Origin of the sequence: Aromatoleum aromaticum EbN1, assembly GCF_000025965.1 — a bacterium.
GTDB classification, from domain to species: domain Bacteria; phylum Pseudomonadota; class Gammaproteobacteria; order Burkholderiales; family Rhodocyclaceae; genus Aromatoleum; species Aromatoleum aromaticum.
Window position 1 is genome coordinate 3,340,528 of record NC_006513.1, and the last position, 16,539, is coordinate 3,357,066.

General features: G+C 64.2%; 13 protein-coding genes. 12 read left to right on the plus strand and 1 reads right to left on the minus strand.

What is annotated here, in order from left to right; translation table 11 throughout:
- The first annotated feature begins 4 nt into the window (after nucleotides 1–4).
- The 10 genes from EBN1_RS15910 (at nucleotide 5) to EBN1_RS15955 (ending at nucleotide 12,255) form a co-directional block, all read left to right on the plus strand.
- On the plus strand, nucleotides 5–2,611 hold the full coding sequence (locus EBN1_RS15910; protein WP_011238993.1) for a molybdopterin-binding protein: 2,607 nt from the start codon (nucleotides 5–7) through the stop codon (nucleotides 2,609–2,611).
- Complete coding sequence (dsrO, locus tag EBN1_RS15915; protein ID WP_011238994.1) at nucleotides 2,608–3,210, plus strand: sulfate reduction electron transfer complex DsrMKJOP subunit DsrO; 603 nt, start codon at nucleotides 2,608–2,610, stop codon at nucleotides 3,208–3,210. Before EBN1_RS15910 ends, dsrO begins: the two co-directional genes overlap by 4 nt.
- A gap of 14 nt (nucleotides 3,211–3,224) precedes the next feature.
- Nucleotides 3,225–4,151, plus strand: coding sequence for an NrfD/PsrC family molybdoenzyme membrane anchor subunit (gene nrfD / locus EBN1_RS15920; protein WP_011238995.1), 927 nt, complete (start codon nucleotides 3,225–3,227; stop codon nucleotides 4,149–4,151).
- A 28-nt stretch (nucleotides 4,152–4,179) separates the two neighbouring features.
- Nucleotides 4,180–4,437 (plus strand): hypothetical protein, encoded by a 258-nt coding sequence (locus EBN1_RS15925; RefSeq protein ID WP_011238996.1) that lies wholly within the window; start codon nucleotides 4,180–4,182, stop codon nucleotides 4,435–4,437.
- A 201-nt stretch (nucleotides 4,438–4,638) separates the two neighbouring features.
- Nucleotides 4,639–5,802 (plus strand): mandelate racemase/muconate lactonizing enzyme family protein, encoded by a 1,164-nt coding sequence (locus EBN1_RS15930; RefSeq protein ID WP_011238997.1) that lies wholly within the window; start codon nucleotides 4,639–4,641, stop codon nucleotides 5,800–5,802.
- 72 nt (nucleotides 5,803–5,874) lie between these two features.
- On the plus strand, nucleotides 5,875–7,101 hold the full coding sequence (locus EBN1_RS15935; protein WP_011238998.1) for a CaiB/BaiF CoA transferase family protein: 1,227 nt from the start codon (nucleotides 5,875–5,877) through the stop codon (nucleotides 7,099–7,101).
- Between the two features lie 41 nt (nucleotides 7,102–7,142).
- Complete coding sequence (locus tag EBN1_RS15940) at nucleotides 7,143–8,291, plus strand: acyl-CoA dehydrogenase family protein (RefSeq protein WP_011238999.1); 1,149 nt, start codon at nucleotides 7,143–7,145, stop codon at nucleotides 8,289–8,291.
- Between the two features lie 95 nt (nucleotides 8,292–8,386).
- Nucleotides 8,387–9,847: a benzaldehyde dehydrogenase gene (locus tag EBN1_RS15945; protein WP_197531821.1), complete on the plus strand. Its 1,461-nt coding sequence runs from the start codon at nucleotides 8,387–8,389 to the stop codon at nucleotides 9,845–9,847.
- A 37-nt stretch (nucleotides 9,848–9,884) separates the two neighbouring features.
- Nucleotides 9,885–10,979, plus strand: a complete 1,095-nt coding sequence (locus tag EBN1_RS15950; protein ID WP_011239001.1) for a CaiB/BaiF CoA transferase family protein — start codon at nucleotides 9,885–9,887, stop codon at nucleotides 10,977–10,979.
- A gap of 250 nt (nucleotides 10,980–11,229) precedes the next feature.
- Complete coding sequence (locus EBN1_RS15955) at nucleotides 11,230–12,255, plus strand: porin (RefSeq protein WP_011239002.1); 1,026 nt, start codon at nucleotides 11,230–11,232, stop codon at nucleotides 12,253–12,255.
- A 159-nt stretch (nucleotides 12,256–12,414) separates the two neighbouring features.
- Here EBN1_RS15955 and EBN1_RS15960 read toward each other — a convergent pair whose 3' ends face one another.
- Nucleotides 12,415–13,215, minus strand: a complete 801-nt coding sequence (locus EBN1_RS15960) for an IclR family transcriptional regulator (RefSeq protein WP_011239003.1) — start codon at nucleotides 13,213–13,215, stop codon at nucleotides 12,415–12,417.
- Between the two features lie 345 nt (nucleotides 13,216–13,560).
- On the opposite strand from EBN1_RS15960, the gene EBN1_RS15965 reads away from it, so the two are divergent.
- Together EBN1_RS15965 and EBN1_RS15970 are read left to right on the plus strand one after the other, a co-directional pair.
- Nucleotides 13,561–15,153, plus strand: coding sequence for a UbiD family decarboxylase (locus EBN1_RS15965; protein WP_011239004.1), 1,593 nt, complete (start codon nucleotides 13,561–13,563; stop codon nucleotides 15,151–15,153).
- 21 nt (nucleotides 15,154–15,174) lie between these two features.
- Nucleotides 15,175–16,338: a mandelate racemase/muconate lactonizing enzyme family protein gene (locus tag EBN1_RS15970; RefSeq protein ID WP_011238997.1), complete on the plus strand. Its 1,164-nt coding sequence runs from the start codon at nucleotides 15,175–15,177 to the stop codon at nucleotides 16,336–16,338.
- The last annotated feature ends 201 nt before the right edge of the window (nucleotides 16,339–16,539 follow it).

Below are 16,539 nucleotides of genomic sequence, written 5' to 3' on the forward strand. Positions count from 1 at the left end.
GGCGATGAATGACATGAGCGATATCGGCGGGAAAGCGTCACACAATGACAAATGGGTTCCGACATCCTGTGCGCTCTGTTACGGTTCCTGTTCGATCCTTGCCCACCGCGTCGATGGGGTGGTCGTCAAGATCGAGGGCAATCCGGAGAGTTCCGTCGGTAAGGGCCGACTGTGCGGCAAGGGCGTCAGCGGGATCATGACGCACTACGATCCGAATCGGCTCACCGTGCCGTTGCGGCGCACAAATCCGAAGAAGGGCCTCGACGAGGACCCGGGCTGGAAGGAAATCACCTGGGACGAGGCGCTTGACGAGATCACTGCCCAACTGCGCCGCGTGCGCGAGGACGACCCGCGCAAGCTCGTCGTGCAACGCACGACGACGGTGTCTGCGAGCCGCATTCCATTCGTGACCTTCATCGCCGCGTTTGGCACGCCGAACATGTCGATGGCCGGTGGCGGGCTGCACTGCGGCAATGCCGCGCACCTGCTGTCGGGGGTGATGCACGCCTCGTGGTCGATCGTGCCCGATTTCGAATATTGCAACTACGCGATCTATTTCGGCGCATCGAAAGGGCACGGCGCAGGCCATGCGTCCGGGTCGAACATGAAGCTCGCGGCCGATGCGCGCGCACGCGGCATGAAGATGGTGGTGGTTGACCCGATGTGCAACTTCGCCGCCGCGAAGGCGACCGAATGGGTGCCGCTGCGCGTCGGCACCGACGCCGCGCTGGCGCTCGCGATGGCCCACGTGATGGTCCACGAGCTCGGCATGTACGACGCGCCATACCTGCAGGCGAAGACCAACGCACCGTACCTGATCGGCCCCGACAAGCGCTACGTGCGCGACCCGGCGACCGGCAAGCCGACGGTGTGGGACCTGAAGGCCGGCGCGGCGCGGCCGTTCGGCGAGGTCGAGGCTGCCGACATGGCGCTCGACGGTGAATACGACGTCGACGGCGTGCGCGTGACGCCCGCGTTCGCGCTGCTACGGGAGCATCTGCGCAAGCACACGCCCGAGTGGGGCGAGAAGATCTCGACCGTGCCCGCGGCGAACATCCGGCGGCTCGCACGCGAGTTCGCGCAGGAAGCGCGCATCGGCAGCACGATCGTCGTCGATGGTGTGACCCTGCCGTATCGGCCGGTCGCGGCGATCGCCTTCCGCGGCTCGCAGGGGCATATGAATTCGCTCTACAACTTCTTCGCGATCGACCTGCTGAACCATCTCGTCGGCGCGGCCGACGTCGTCGGCTCGTGCCTCGGCTTCAACCCCGCGAGCAACGGCTTCCCCGAGAACGACCGTCTTGCGTACATGCCGTATCCGGACGATGATGGGTTGATGATCCCGGGCACTTGGATGGGCTACCACATGCCGTATCCGGTCGCCGAGCCTCGCCTGCCGCAGAAGGCTGGCCTGCAGGACTTCTTCGTCATGAGTCTGAACACCCCGTATCTGGACTCGGATGACCGCGAGGAACTGTGGGACAAGTTCGAGCTGCCGTACCGGCCCGAGGTGATGCTCAATTTCGGCGCGAATTCGCTGATGAGCGTCGGCAACCGCGATGCGGTCGCCAAGGCGCTCGCCGACTACAAGTTCATGGTGTCGATCGATCTCTTCGAGACCGAGACGACGCGCTTTGCCGACATCGTGTTGCCCGACTGCGGCCACCTGCAGACGCTCGACTCGCGCTCGAACTACCCGTTCATCTTCAGCCTGCCGGCCGGCATGGGCAGCGAATGGTGCTGGCCGATCCGCCAGCCAGTGCTGCCGCCGGTGGGCGAGCAGCGCCGCTTCCAGGACGTGATGCTCGAGCTCGGCGACCGGCTAGGGATTCGTGCCGACATGAACGCGGCCTACAACGCGGCGATGAACCTCGAGGGGGCGTACCGCCTGCAGGGCGATCGCAAGTACAGCTTCGAGGAAATCTGCGACGCGGACCTGAAAAACAATTTTGGCCCCGAACGTGGCCTCGAGTGGTTCAAGGAGCACGGCGTCATCAAGTGGCCGAAAAAACCCGAGGAGGTGTACTGGCGGCCGTTCGCCGATGTGCGCGTGCCGGTCTACTGGGAATTCCTTGTGCCGGTGTTCGAGAAGATGGACGCGATTGCCGCACCGCGTGGCATCAAGATCCCGCCCGAGTATTACGAACCGCTGCCGGACTTCCTGCCCTGCCTGTCGCACTGCTGCCAGAAGCCGGGCTTCGACCTCTACGCCTTCTACTACCGCGACGTCCTGCACACCAACAGCTTCACGATGGAAAACCCGTGGCTCGATGAAGCCGCGCAGCTCGATCCCTTCTCCTACACCATCGCGATCAATGCCGAGACCGGTCGCAAGAAGGGGCTCAAGGACGGCGCGCGGATCTGGGTCGAGAACGAAAAAGGTCGCAAGGTCGCCGGCCGGGTCCATCTGACCGAGGCGATTCATCCCGAAGGGCTCGGGGTGGCCGCGTGTGCGGGCCACTGGGGCGACGGCATGCCGATCGCGAAAGGCAAGGGCGTGTTCTTCAATGATTTGCTCGAACTCGACTGGGAGCATTCGAGCCCGATCAACCTCAGTCTCGACCTGTGCGCCCGGGTCAAGGTGACGCTGGCGGAGGAGAACGCGAAATGAGATGGGGAATGGTGATCGACCTCAAGCGCTGCATCGCCTGTTACGGCTGCCAGCTCGCGTGCAAGGCGGAGAACGGCACGCCACCCGGGGTGTTCTTCGCCCGGCTGCTCAAGCATGAAGAGGGGCAGTTCCCGACGGTGCGACAACTGTTCCTGCCGGTGCTGTGCAACCACTGCGAGGACCCGCCGTGCGTGGAAGTGTGCCCGACCGGCGCAAGCTTCAAGTGCGACGACGGCATCGTCGATATTGATCCCGACAAGTGCGTCGGCTGTCGCACCTGCATGATGGCCTGCCCGTACGGCAATCGCTACTTCAACGACAAGCCGCAGCACTACTTCCCGCAAGGCTCGACACCGTTCGAGGAGAAGCGCACCGCGCGCCACCAGACCGACGTGGTGATGAAGTGCAACTTCTGCCGCGACCGCGTCAAGGCCGGCAAGCAGCCGGCCTGCGTCGCGAACTGCCCGACCGTGGCGCGCTACTTCGGCGACCTCGACGACCCGAACAGCGAAGTCTCGCGCCTCATCAAGGACCGCGGCGGTTTTCCGCTGCACCCGGAGTTGGGCACCGGACCTTCCGTTTATTACCTGCCGGCCTGATCGGGAGAAGATCGATGAACACGCATGCGAAGTACGAACAGCTGATCCAGGATTTGCGGATGGACCTGCGGCCGCAGCGCGAGTGGGGCGAGGGGCGCGGCATCTTTCTCGTCATCGGCCACTTCGTCGTCGGTATCGCGGCCGGGGCGTGGCTGTTCTCGCTGTTCTTCGAGCAGGCGGCGGGCCTTGTCGTGGCGTTTGTGCTCGCCGCTCTGGGAGGGATCGCGCACCTCGGGTTTCTCGGCCGGCCCGACCGCTTCTGGCGCATGGCCACCCGCGTACGCACGTCGTGGATCTCCCGCGGGTTCATCGGCTTGAGCCTGTTCCTCTCCGGCGCCGCGCTGTACCTGTTGCCGCTCCATTGGCCGGGCGCATGGTGGCAACAGGGCTCGCTGCCGGCGAGCGCGGGCTATGTGATGGCACTGCTCGGGACGCTGATCATGATGGGCTATATGGGTTTCGTGTATACGTCGGCGAAGGCGATACCGTTCTGGAACTCGCCGTTGCACCCGGCGCTGTACATTGCCTATGCGCTGCGCGGCGGCGTCGCGGCCCTTTTCGTCACGGCGTGGCTGATGGATTCGGGTCAGGCGTTGCCGGCGGGGCTGCTGCCGATCTGGGGCGGGATCACGATCATCGTGAGCCTGTTCTTCGCGCTGGAGCTTCACGGCGCGGCGACCAGCGGCAATGCGGCGGCACGGCGTTCCGTGCATGAGCTCCTGGCCGGACGGATGTCCGGCTATTTTTACGGTGGCATGCTAGCGCTCGGTGTGCTCGTGCCCGCCTGGCTGATGTTCTCGAGCCTGTCCGGGCCACTGTCCACGGGCCTGATGGCCGTGCTTGGCATCACGTCGGCGATCGGGGATTTCTTCATGAAATACGCGACGATCCGCGCCGGCGTTCGCCTGCCGGTGTGGATGCACCTCACCCCGCAGCGGTAAGGAAACACCTCCGCTCCTGCGCCGGCGCTTGAAGATCGACCTCGGCCGCCGCGAGGTCGAGCGTGTCGAACTGCATGGCGAGCAGGCCCTGCAGGCGGGGCGCTACGTGATCGCGAAGATGTTCTCGGGGCAACATCTTCGAGGCCGCCCGCCGCTTGCGTCATTCCGCTCCAGGCGGCTCGATCCGGGCGGGATATTACCGGGGCGGAGCGGGTGCTCGTCCTCCCTTGGCATCCGCATACGCCTCCGGCCTGTGCGCCTCCGCTCTCCCTTCGAGGCCGCGTGAAGCGGTCTGTGCTGCACGACAAAAAGAGCCTCGACGTCATCCCTTGGCATGGGTGACGTCGCATAAGCGCATGTTTTCATACGGGAAAGCCGGTTAGAAGAATAGAAATTCAAATGTTTAAAACTCATGTTGACGGTTTTGGTATTCACAGATACGATTGATGTATACCAAGACGCCAGTTGAATACCACGTGAGGTCATTATGAAGATAACGAAAGTGGAAGTGATTCCGATCTCGACGCCGATGAAGCGTGCGCAGCTGATGCGGGGGGCGACGCTGGCGCGCATCGACGGGGTGCTGCTGAAGCTCCACAGCGACGAAGGGCTGGTGGGGATTGCCGATGCGGGCGACACCTCGTCGTGGTATCGCGGCGAGACGCAGGATTCGATCACGTCGATGATCTGCGACTTTTTCGCGCCCAAAGTGCTGCTCGGCGAGGACCCGACGAAGATCGAGAAGATCGTCGGGCGGATGGACATCCTGACGCGCGACAACAACCAGGCGAAGGCGACGGTGGACTTTGCGCTGCACGACCTGGTGGGCAAGCGCTTCGGGGTGCCGGTGTACCAGCTGCTCGGGGGCAAGACGATCGAGCGCATTCCGCTGGGGCTGGTGCTCGGGGCGGGCGAGCCCGAAGCGGTGGCCGAAGAGGCGCTGGCGGTGCTGCGGGAAGGCTTTCACTTCGTCAAGCTCAAGGCGGGCGGGCCGCTGAAGGCCGACATCGCGATGGTGGCCGAAGTGCGTCGCGCGGTCGGCGACGACGTGGATCTGTTTATCGACATCAATGGCGCGTGGACCTACGACCAGGCGCTCACGACGATCCGCGCGCTGGAGAAGTACAACCTGTCGAAGATCGAGCAGCCGCTGCCGGCGTGGGACCTGGACGGGATGGCGCGGCTGCGCGGCAAGGTCGCCACGCCGATCTACGCCGACGAGTCGGCGCAGGAGCTGCACGACCTGTTGGCGATCATCAACAAGGGCGCGGCCGACGGGCTGATGATCAAGACGCAGAAGGCGGGCGGGCTCTTGAAGGCGCAGCGCTGGCTGACGCTGGCGCGGCTGGCGAACCTGCCGGTGATCTGCGGCTGCATGGTGGGCTCGGGGCTCGAGGCGAGCCCGGCGGCGCACCTGCTGGCGGCCAACGACTGGATTGCGCAGTTCCCGCAGGAGAACGCCGGTCCGCTGCACATCCACGACTGCCTCAACAGCCGCGACATCGACAACGACATCGCGCTCAACGTGCCGCGCTTCGAAGGCGGCTACCTGTACCCGAACGACGGCCCGGGGCTGGGCATCGAGCTCAACGAGGACCTCGTCCGGCGCCTGGTCACCCCCGGCAAGGCGGCCCGCGTCGTCACCGCCTGATCTGGCTGCGCTTCAGGGAAGCACGGCCGCGTCGAGAGTGATTGAAGCAGAACACATACAGATGGGGTGTCCATGACCAAATTTTCCACGACTGGCGGGCTGAAGGGCTTGCGGGTTCTCGACCTGGGGCACGCGCTGGCCGCGCCGTTCTGCACGCAGATGCTCGCCGACCACGGCGCGGACGTGATCAAGATCGAGCCGCCCGGAGGGGACGTGTCGCGCCGCATCGGCCCGTTCACCGAGGACGACACGACGCGCGAATACGGCGGGCTGTACCAGTGCTGCAATCGCAACAAGCGCGGCATGGTGCTGGACCTGAAAAGCACGGAAGGACGCGAGGCGTTCCTCAAGATGGTCGAGCAGGCCGACTGCGTGGTCGAGAACTTCCGCGCCGGTGTCATGGACCGGCTCGGTCTGAGCTACGAGACCCTGGCCGATCACAACCCGCGCATCGTCTATACGTCGATCCGCGGTTTCGGCGATCCGCGCGGTGGCAAGACTGCCTATACCGATTGGCCGGCGGTGGACATCATCGCCCAGGCGATGGGGGGCCTGATGAGCATTACCGGCCCCGATGCGGATTGCCCGACCAAGGTGGGTGGCGGCCCTGGCGACACAATACCGGGGCTGTTCGGCGCGTTCTCCACCATGGTCGCGCTGTGGGAGGCGCGCGCCTCGGGCAAGGGACAGTACGTCGATGTGTCGATGGTCGACAGCCTGATCGCGCTCAACGAGACGGTCACCGTCACCTATACGTATACGGGTGAGGTGCCGCGCCCCACGGGCAGCCGCCTGCCGCAGATCGCCCCCTTCGGCCGCATCTCGACCAAGGACGGCTGGGCCGTGATTGCCGTGCCGCCGGGTCGCAACTGGCCGGTGTTCTGCGAGGTGATCGGACGTCCCGAACTGATCGACGATCCGCATTTCTGCAACGAACAGGCGCGGCTCGCCAACTTCGATGCGGTCTATGAGGTCGTCGAGTCCTTCACCCGCGAACACACCCGCGCCGAACTGCTGCAGATCTTCGGTGGCAAAGTGCCGTTTGCCCCCGTCTATGACTCGGCGGACATTTTCCAGGATCCGTACTTCCAGATCCGCGAGATGCTGCCGCAGGTCGAGCAGCCGGGCTCCAAACACAAGGTGACCGTACCCGGCGTGCCGGCGAAGCTCACGCGCACGCCGGGCGGCGTGTTCCAGCGCGCACCGCTCCTCGGCGAACACACCGACGACATCCTTGACGGTTTCGGCTTCAGCGCGGAAGCGATTGCCACGCTGCGCAAATCAGGCGCGGTTGCCTGAGCCGGACTGCCTGACAAACAAGACACACGAGGAACCTGCGAATGTCCACCTACCGATCCCCCTGGATGAACGAGGAACTGGAGGCCCTGCGCACGACAGCGCGCCGCTTTTTCGAGACTGAGGTAGCGCCCCATTACGATCGCTGGGTCGAGCAGGGCAAGATCGACCGCGAAGTGTGGCGCAAGGCGGGCGAGCTGGGCTTGCTGTGCATCGGCATCCCCGAGGAATACGGCGGCCATGGCGGGACTTTCGCCCACGAAGTGGTCGTGATGGAGGAGCAGGCGCGGGTCGCCGACACCGCATTGCCCTACGTTCCGGGCAGCGCCGGCGGGCCCTACATGCTGATGAAGAACGGCACGCCGGAGCAGACGCGCAAATGGATGCCGAAGCTCGTCAGCGGGGAGCACTTCATTGCCGTGTGCGTCACCGAGCCCGGCGGCGGCAGCGACGTCGCGAACGTGCGCACCACGGCGCGCCGCGACGGCAACGAATACGTCATCAACGGCAGCAAGACCTTCGTCACGATGGGCAGCCAGGCTGATCTGGCGATCGTCTGCGCCCGGACCGGCGGGCCCGGCAAGGACGGGCTGTCGATGTTCATGGTGGAAGTGCGCGACTGCCCCGGATTTCATCTCGGGCGTCGGCTCAAGAAAGTCGGCCAGCACGCAATCGACACGCACGAGGTGTTCCTCGAGGATCTGCGCGTACCGGTCGAGAACCTGCTCGGCGGTGTCGAGGGCAAGGCCTTCGGCGGGGCGATGAGCGGCTTCGACCGGGAACGGCTGGTGATCGCGCTGACGTCGATCGCCACCGCGGAGCGGGCCATCGAGCTGACGGTCGACTACGCCAAGGAGCGCAAGATGTTCGGCCAGACGCTGTGGGGATTCCAGAACACCCGCATAAAGCTGGCCGAATGCATGACCGAGGCCAAGATCGGCCGCGTCTTCATCGACACGCTGATCATGAAGGTGCTCAACGGCGAGCCGGTCGACAGCGCCGACAGCGCGATGGCCAAGTGGTGGTGCTCCGAGAAGCAGAACCGGATCATCGACGAGTGCCTGCAGTTCTTCGGCGGCTACGGCTACATGATGGAATACCCGATCGCCCGCCTGTTCGTCGATGCCCGCGTGCAGAAGATCTACGGCGGCGCCAACGAGGCCCTCAAGGGCATCATCGCCAAGGCGTACTGACGACAGTCGAATCGATGGGTCCGTGCGGATCCGTGCACGGCAGTCTGGAGCGCAGACGCCGAATTCACGAGGAACCCGAAATGGGAGATGAGGCGATGGAAGAGAGATTCGTCAACCGGATGTCGATGGGCAAAGGCTGGATTGGCGGATGGACGGATCTGGACGGGGGCGTTCTGGCGGTGACGGAGCCGGCTACGGGAGAGCGCCTGGCCGAGGTCGGCCTCGCCAGCGCCGGGGACGTGCGGCGTGCGGCACAACTCGCCGCTGAAGCACAGCCCGCGTGGGCCGCGATGCCGTTCCTCAAGCGGGCGGCGATCTTTCGCCGCGCGGCGGTCATTCTCGAGCGCGAACAGCAGGCAGTGGCTGACTGGATCGTGCGTGAGACCGGCGGAATCCGGCCGAAGGCCGAGGGCGAAGTTGCGGCAGTGATCAATCACCTGCACGAGGCCGCGGCGATGTTGACGCAGCCGCGAGGCCTGATATTGCCGAGCGACGAGGGCACGCTCAGTTATGCGCGTCGCGTCCCCCACGGTGTGGTCGGCGTCATCTCTCCATTCAACTTTCCGTTCCTGCTTTCGAGTCGCTCGCTGACGCCGGCGCTGGGCGCCGGCAACGCCGTGGTGCTCAAGCCCGATCCGCGCACGCCCGTCAGCGGCGGCCTGCTGCTCGCACTGCTGTTCGAGGCTGCAGGCTTGCCGCCCAACCTCCTTCAGGTTTTACCCGGCGAGGCGGAAGCCGGTGAAGCCGTCGTGACCGATCCCGACATCACGATGATCTCGTTCACCGGCTCCACCGCCGTAGGCCGTCGTGTCGGAGAACTTGCGGGACGTCATTTGAAGAAAGTCGCGCTCGAACTCGGTGGCAAGAACTCGCTGATCGTCCTCGATGATGCCGATGTCGATCTTGCAGTGTCCAACGGCGCTTTCGCGTCGTGGATGCATCAAGGCCAGATCTGCATGAGCGCCGGACGCCATCTGGTCCATGAGAAGGTCGCCGATGCGTATGTCGAACGAATGGCAAGAAAGGCGAAAAGTCTCCCGGTTGGCGATCCGTATCGGGAAGCCGTGGCACTGGGCCCCCTGATCACCGCCAAGCAACTCGACCGCGTCGAGCGCATCGTCAGCGAGTCGGTACGCGCCGGCGCGCGCCTGAAGGCCGGTGGAACCGCGCGCGGCCAGTGTTACAGCCCGACCGTGCTCGATGGGGTGACACCATCAATGCCCGCGTTTCGCGAGGAGATCTTCGGCCCGGTGGTTTCGGTGACGACGTTTGCCAGCGACGACGAGGCGGTGCGCCTGGCCAACGACACCGAGTACGGCCTGTCCGCAGGCATCCTGACCCGCTCGATGACGCGTGGCAAGGCGATCGCCGAGCGCCTCAGGGTGGGTCTGGTCCATATCAACGACCAGACCGTCATCGATGACGGATTCATGCCGATGGGCGGACGCGGCGCCTCCGGCAATGGCTCGCGCCACGGCGGTCCGGCCAACTGGGACGAGTTCACGCAGTGGCAATGGGTCACATACCGCGACACGCCCCCCGAGTATCCGTTCTGAACCGGATCGAGGCGACGGTTTTCCTGGGAGAGGGGACATGACAGAGGGAAAGGGACCGCTGGCGGGCGTGCGGGTCGTGGAGTTCGGCGGAATCGGACCATCCCCGTTCTGCGGCATGTTGCTGCGGCAGATGGGAGCAGAAGTCCTGCGTATCGACCGCGGCGCCTACGCGGGCGCGTTGCCGATCCCGGAGCGCTTCGACTTTCTCAACAAGGGAAAGACGCGGCTGCGGATGGACCTCAAGACGCCCGAGGCGCTCGAGCAGGTGCTGGCGATCATCGACGCGGCCGACGTGTTGATCGAGGGCTTCCGGCCGGGAGTCATGGAGCGTCTCGGACTGGGTCCGGAGGTGTGCCTGGCGCGCAACCCGCGTCTGGTCTACGGACGTGTGACCGGCTGGGGGCGCGAGGGCCCGCTGGCGGACGAAGCGGGGCACGACATCACGTATATCTCGCTCACCGGCGCGCTTTCGTGCATCGGACCGGCGGGGGCCGGGCCGGTGCCGCCGCTCAACCTTGTCGGCGACTTCGCCGGCGGCGCCCTCTATCTCGCGTTCGGCGTTGCCGCAGCCCTCGCTTCGATGCGCTCGACCGGGCGCGGCCAGGTCGTGGATGCCGCAATGGTGGATGGCGCGGCGCACCTGATGACTTTCATTTACGGGCTGCGCCAGGCCGGCATATGGAACCTGGATCGCGGCAGCAACCCGGCCGACGGCGGTTCCCCGTTCTATGGCGTCTACGCAACCTCTGACGGCCGCTGGCTGGCGGTGGCCGCCGCGGAAATGAAGTTCCGACGCGCCTTCGTCGCGGGCCTGGGGCTGGAGTCCGGCCTCGCCGACGAGGCCGAGGACCGGGCCGCCTGGCCGCGGCTGCGATCGCTGGTGGCCGAGGCGATCGCCAGGCGTAGCCGGGACGAATGGTGCGAGCTGCTCGCCGGGCGCGACGCTTGCGTCGCCCCGGTGCTTGATCTGGACGAGGCGCCGGACCATCCGCACGCCGTCGCCCGAGGGGTGTTCGTTGCTGAGGAAGGCGTGATTCAGCCAGCCCCCGCGCCGCGGTTTTCCGAGGGCACGGCCCCGCCGCCCCTATGCGATGCGCAGCAGCTGCTGAAAAGCTGGGGCGTCGTCGCATAAGTCGTCGAGTTCCCCCCGCGTGTTGGAGTTCGTTCAATAAGGAGAAGACAAGGCATGCCTGAAACACGGAGCAGCGATCCGATTATTGGGCCGGTTTCACCGGCGACCGAGGGGCCGTCCTCCTGAGTGGGAGACGGGGTGGCGTAATGGAACAGGCGTCGAGAAGAAACGAGTGGATATTCACTCATGCATGACGAAGAGGTATGTAACGGCCTCGAGTCGGCTTCATACACAAACAGGGGAGAAACGCATGCATAAGAAACTGATTGCACCGCTTTTGGCTGGTCTGGTTACGTCGCCGGTCGCATTGGCTCAGTCCAACGTAGGCGTCTATGGAATCATCGATGCCTTTTTCAGCTATGCGAAGGCGGGCGACAACAAGCGCACCGGCGTCGACTCCGGGGGCGCCTACGGGTCGCGACTGGGCTTTCGCGGTAGTGAAGACCTTGGCGACGGGCTAAAAGCCGTATTCACGCTTGAATATGCGCTGAGCGTCGATCAAAACGAGGGCCTCGGTACGGGCGGGCTGCGTGCCCGCCAGCAGTTCGTGGGCCTGCAGGGTGATCTCGGTTTCGTCGGTCTCGGCCGCCAGTACGCACCCGGCTATGCCATCGCCCGTTACGACGCCGCCGGAGGCGTGCCTTTCGGTCCGCAGGCACTGCTCTCGGGCGGAGCGGGTGCGTCAATCACGCCGGCGAGCCCTGCGCGCTGGAGTAACGCGATCGCGTACAAGTCGCCGAAGTTCGGCAGCTTGACGGCCGAAGCAATCTATTCGCTGGGCGAAAGGAACCAGGACGACAATCGCCGGGACGGAGATCGTTGGGCACTCGCGGGAGATTACAGCAGTGGTCCGCTCGAGGTGGGGCTGAAGTACCACCATGGCAAGGAAGTCGCAATCGGGGGCGGCGATCAGAAGGAATGGGGGATCGGCGCCTCGTACAACTTCAAGGTAGCTGCGCTTTACGCAACCTATCAAACGGTGAAAACCGATGATACCGACAAGGTCTGGCATGTCGGCGTTCGCGTCCCGACCAGCTCCGGCCGGGTCTATGTCGCCTACGGCGAACACGATGCGGAGGACTCCCGAAACGGCGCGAGGGCTGCGACTCTGGGCTACATTCATGCGCTGTCGAAGCGCACGAATTTGTATACGGCATACACTCACGTCGACAACGAGTCGAACCAGAATATTCCCAATATCCGGCCCACGGGGGTAACGACAATGCCCGGCGATAATGTCAACGGCATCGTCGTGGGGATGTTCCACTTGTTCTGAGCTTCCGGCGTCGTGAATTGAAACTTCGCCTAGCCGGTGATGCGGCTAGACGGACGCATTGTTGTGCAGGGTAGGGGGCGAAAGCTCCTTGCCCGTTTCTTTTCTATCGTGCGCGCGGCATCCGCGCGCGCACGCTCCCCCGGGGACTCGGCGTATTGCTTAGGTCTCGTCGTGCCGACGCATCGAGTTCGTCAGAACACGCGCGCTGAAAGTCAGCCGATCGATCGCCTGGCGGCGGCGACGCTCGTTGAAGCCGGTTTCCGGTATCACGAGACTCAAGCTGCCGATGATCGTGTTCTCGCTATCGAACACCGGCGCGGCAATGCCGATGACTCCTGGCGTGACTTCGCCGCGTGACAGACAGTAGCCCTGTTTTCGGATCTCGCGCAGGTGCTCTTGCACCTCCTCCGAGTTCCTGCCCATGCCGAGCTGGCGGAACTCCTCAGAATGCCGTTCATAGTGCAGGCGCAGTTGCGACAGCTTGAGATGAGCCAGGATCACGCGAGAGGTCGCGCCCACCGTGATCGGCATCGCGCGGCCGCGCTCGTAGCTGCTGTGGATCTCGCTCGCGCCGGCCTCCTGATGCACGCACAGAACCCGGTCCTTGTAATAGCGGCAAAGGAGACCGATCCCCGCGATCTCTTTCACGAGTGCCTGCAGCAGGGGACGACCGCTGGCAATCAGGGGATCGCTCGTGCGCATGACGTAGTCGAGTTCCGCAATGCGCGGACCGATCGTGTAGCCGATGTCCGGCAGCGACGTGACCAGACCGGCGTCTGTCAGAACGCGCAAATACCGGTAGAGGGTCGAGCGGGGGCACTGCAGGCGCTCCATCATTTGCTCAGGCGTCCAGCGCAGATGTTCCTCCTCGAACAGGTCGAGGATTTCGATCATTTTCTCCGGACTGGTCCGGCGTGTGTCGCCCGTCGGTTTTTCGGGCTGACTGTGTTCTTTCTGCATGGCGGGGTCGTGTTCCGTCAACTTGTTGTTTTGGCGCGGATATCCGCTGCGGACTTTACTGCAGGACTGATGATCGTAGCAAAAGGAGTTTCGGGCTATGTGGTTATCTAATCTTATATACAGAGACTGAGATAATAGACACTACGGGAGTTGAAAACTCTTAATATCTGGTTTTAATGATAAAAGTATGCATACTAATCAGCTACTTAGAAATATTTGTTGTTAACGATTAGAGAAGGTTGACATATGTTTATAAATCTCACATTATGAGACTAACACGAAGCGGTCGTGCGGTCGTGTGGGCTACGCGAATAGTGGCGGGTTTATCTCTTGGGAGAATTTGCAATGAATAAGCCGTTTGAAGCATCAGAGGTGGAGAACAATGCGGGGACCGAGCCGATTCAGGATTTGCGCGAGTGGCTGGGCCGCGTAGAGGAGATGGGCGAGTTGGTGCGGGTCAAGCAGCCGGTCGATCGCGACGAGGAAATGAGCGCCGTCGGCTACCTGCTGGCTAAGCAGGATCCGTCGCCCGCAGTACTGTTCGAGCAGGCTGCCGGGTTTGAGAAAAGCCCGATCGGCGCGCGACTGCTGTGGAATATCCTCGGCCCGAGCGTCAAGCGCGTCGCGCTGACGCTGGAAGAGCCGGTCGATACGCCGGTCGTGGAGCTGATCCGCCTGGCCAAGGACAAGCTCAAGCGGCGCATCCCGCCGCGTGAGGTGTCACGCAGCGAAGCGCCCGTGTACGAGAACACGCTGACCGGTGACCAGATCGACCTGAACCTGTTGCCGATTCCGAAGCACTGGCCGCTCGACGGCGGCCGCTACGCTGGCACCGCGGATGCGGTGATCACGCGGGATCCGGACAGCGGTTACATCAACATCGGTACCTACCGGATGATGCTGCAGGGGAAGAACCAGGTCGGCCTGTACATGTCCCCGGGCAAGGATGCGCGCCTCCATATCACCCGTGCCTGGGAACGGGGGGAGTCGATCCAGGTTGCGGCGGCGTGGGGCATTGATCCGCTGTTCATGATGGTCGGGTCGCAGACGTTCCCGAAGAACGTATCCGAGTACGAATTTGCCGGCGGCATCAAGGGGCAGGCGATCCCGGTGGTGCGCGGCACGACGACCGATCTGCTGTTGCCGGCCAACGCCGAACTGGTGATCGAGGGCATCATCCGGCCGGGTTCGGTCAAGCCTGAAGGCCCGTTCGGCGAATTCCCGGGCTACTACGGCCGGCCTGAAGCAGGCTGCCCGCTGGTGGAGGTCACCGCGGTCCATTACCGTTCCAAGCCGATCCTGACCAACGCGCTGATGGCGGATTACCCGTCCTGCGAGCAGAGCGGCTTCTTCTCCGTCGTGCGTTCGGCCAAGATCTGGGACGACCTCGACAAGCTCGGCATCCCGGGTATCCACGGAGTCTACGCGCATCCTGCCGCGGCCGGCGGTTTCGGCGTCACAGTGATCAGTCTCGAGCAGCGCTACGCGGGCCATGCCGCCCAGGCGCTGGCGCTGGCTGCGCAGTGTCCCGGCGGCGCGTACTACACCAAGCTGATCATCGCGGTGGATGAGGACATCGACCCCACCGACATGGATCAGGTGATCTGGGCGATGGCCAGCCGCTGCAATCCGATTGACGACATCGACATCCTGCGCAACACCTGGAGCACCTGGCTCGACCCAACGCAGAACCCGCCGGAAAACCGCCCCTACGGCTCCAAGGCACTGATCAACGCGTGCAAGGAACACCGTCACCTGCCGGTGTTCTCGAAGCGCACGACGCTGAGCCGCAGCACTTACGACAAGGTCGCCTCACGCTGGCAGGAGCTGGGCCTGCCGGGCCGGATCCCGAGCGTGCGCGCGTTCGAGGAAGAGCACAAGATCGTCTATCACGAGGTCGGCGGCTTCGAGCCGGGCAAGCAGCCCGGCGAAGAATGAGCGGGTGACGGGAGCAACGCCATGAAGATAACGAAAGTGGAAGTGATTCCGATCTCGACGCCGATGAAGCGTGCGCAGCTGATGCGGGGGGCGACGCTGGCGCGCATCGACGGGGTGCTGCTGAAGCTCCACAGCGACGAAGGGCTGGTGGGGATTGCCGATGCGGGCGACACCTCGTCGTGGTATCGCGGCGAGACGCAGGATTCGATCACGTCGATGATCTGCGACTTTTTCGCGCCCAAAGTGCTGCTCGGCGAGGACCCGACGAAGATCGAGAAGATCGTCGGGCGGATGGACATCCTGACGCGCGACAACAACCAGGCGAAGGCGACGGTGGACTTTGCGCTGCACGACCTGGTGGGCAAGCGCTTCGGGGTGCCGGTGTACCAGCTGCTCGGGGGCAAGACGATCGAGCGCATTCCGCTGGGGCTGGTGCTCGGGGCGGGCGAGCCCGAAGCGGTGGCCGAAGAGGCGCTGGCGGTGCTGCGGGAAGGCTTTCACTTCGTCAAGCTCAAGGCGGGCGGGCCGCTGAAGGCCGACATCGCGATGGTGGCCGAAGTGCGTCGCGCGGTCGGCGACGACGTGGATCTGTTTATCGACATCAATGGCGCGTGGACCTACGACCAGGCGCTCACGACGATCCGCGCGCTGGAGAAGTACAACCTGTCGAAGATCGAGCAGCCGCTGCCGGCGTGGGACCTGGACGGGATGGCGCGGCTGCGCGGCAAGGTCGCCACGCCGATCTACGCCGACGAGTCGGCGCAGGAGCTGCACGACCTGTTGGCGATCATCAACAAGGGCGCGGCCGACGGGCTGATGATCAAGACGCAGAAGGCGGGCGGGCTCTTGAAGGCGCAGCGCTGGCTGACGCTGGCGCGGCTGGCGAACCTGCCGGTGATCTGCGGCTGCATGGTGGGCTCGGGGCTCGAGGCGAGCCCGGCGGCGCACCTGCTGGCGGCCAACGACTGGATTGCGCAGTTCCCGCAGGAGAACGCCGGTCCGCTGCACATCCACGACTGCCTCAACAGCCGCGACATCGACAACGACATCGCGCTCAACGTGCCGCGCTTCGAAGGCGGCTACCTGTACCCGAACGACGGCCCGGGGCTGGGCATCGAGCTCAACGAGGACCTCGTCCGGCGCCTGGTCACCCCCGGCAAGGCGGCCCGCGTCGTCACCGCCTGAGAGCAGGGACTCCGCCGGAAAGATTGAATATCGGCGGCGTCCAAAAATTTTGTCGACAGCGTGTGGAATGTTTGCAGGGTAGCGAGTACCATGGCTAAAAATACTAATAAGCTCATTTTGTATACCGAGCTCTAAAAAATAACCGAAAGCCTGGAGGTGTTCTCCGGCTTGCCATCGGTGAAAACGAGGAGGGTGACGACA

Bases quoted from the DNA above. Each gene is read 5' to 3' on its own strand.
- EBN1_RS15965 (WP_011239004.1), top strand. From the start codon at position 13,561: ATGAATAAGCCGTTTGAAGCATCAGAGGTGGAGAACAATGCGGGGACC.
- EBN1_RS15955 (WP_011239002.1), top strand. From the start codon at position 11,230: ATGCATAAGAAACTGATTGCACCGCTTTTGGCTGGTCTGGTTACGTCG.
- EBN1_RS15910 (WP_011238993.1), top strand. From the start codon at position 5: ATGAATGACATGAGCGATATCGGCGGGAAAGCGTCACACAATGACAAA.
- EBN1_RS15970 (WP_011238997.1), top strand. From the start codon at position 15,175: ATGAAGATAACGAAAGTGGAAGTGATTCCGATCTCGACGCCGATGAAG.
- nrfD (WP_011238995.1), top strand. From the start codon at position 3,225: ATGAACACGCATGCGAAGTACGAACAGCTGATCCAGGATTTGCGGATG.
- EBN1_RS15960 (WP_011239003.1), bottom strand. From the start codon at position 13,215: ATGCAGAAAGAACACAGTCAGCCCGAAAAACCGACGGGCGACACACGC.
- dsrO (WP_011238994.1), top strand. From the start codon at position 2,608: ATGAGATGGGGAATGGTGATCGACCTCAAGCGCTGCATCGCCTGTTAC.
- EBN1_RS15945 (WP_197531821.1), top strand. From the start codon at position 8,387: ATGGAAGAGAGATTCGTCAACCGGATGTCGATGGGCAAAGGCTGGATT.
- EBN1_RS15930 (WP_011238997.1), top strand. From the start codon at position 4,639: ATGAAGATAACGAAAGTGGAAGTGATTCCGATCTCGACGCCGATGAAG.
- EBN1_RS15950 (WP_011239001.1), top strand. From the start codon at position 9,885: ATGACAGAGGGAAAGGGACCGCTGGCGGGCGTGCGGGTCGTGGAGTTC.
- EBN1_RS15940 (WP_011238999.1), top strand. From the start codon at position 7,143: ATGTCCACCTACCGATCCCCCTGGATGAACGAGGAACTGGAGGCCCTG.
- EBN1_RS15935 (WP_011238998.1), top strand. From the start codon at position 5,875: ATGACCAAATTTTCCACGACTGGCGGGCTGAAGGGCTTGCGGGTTCTC.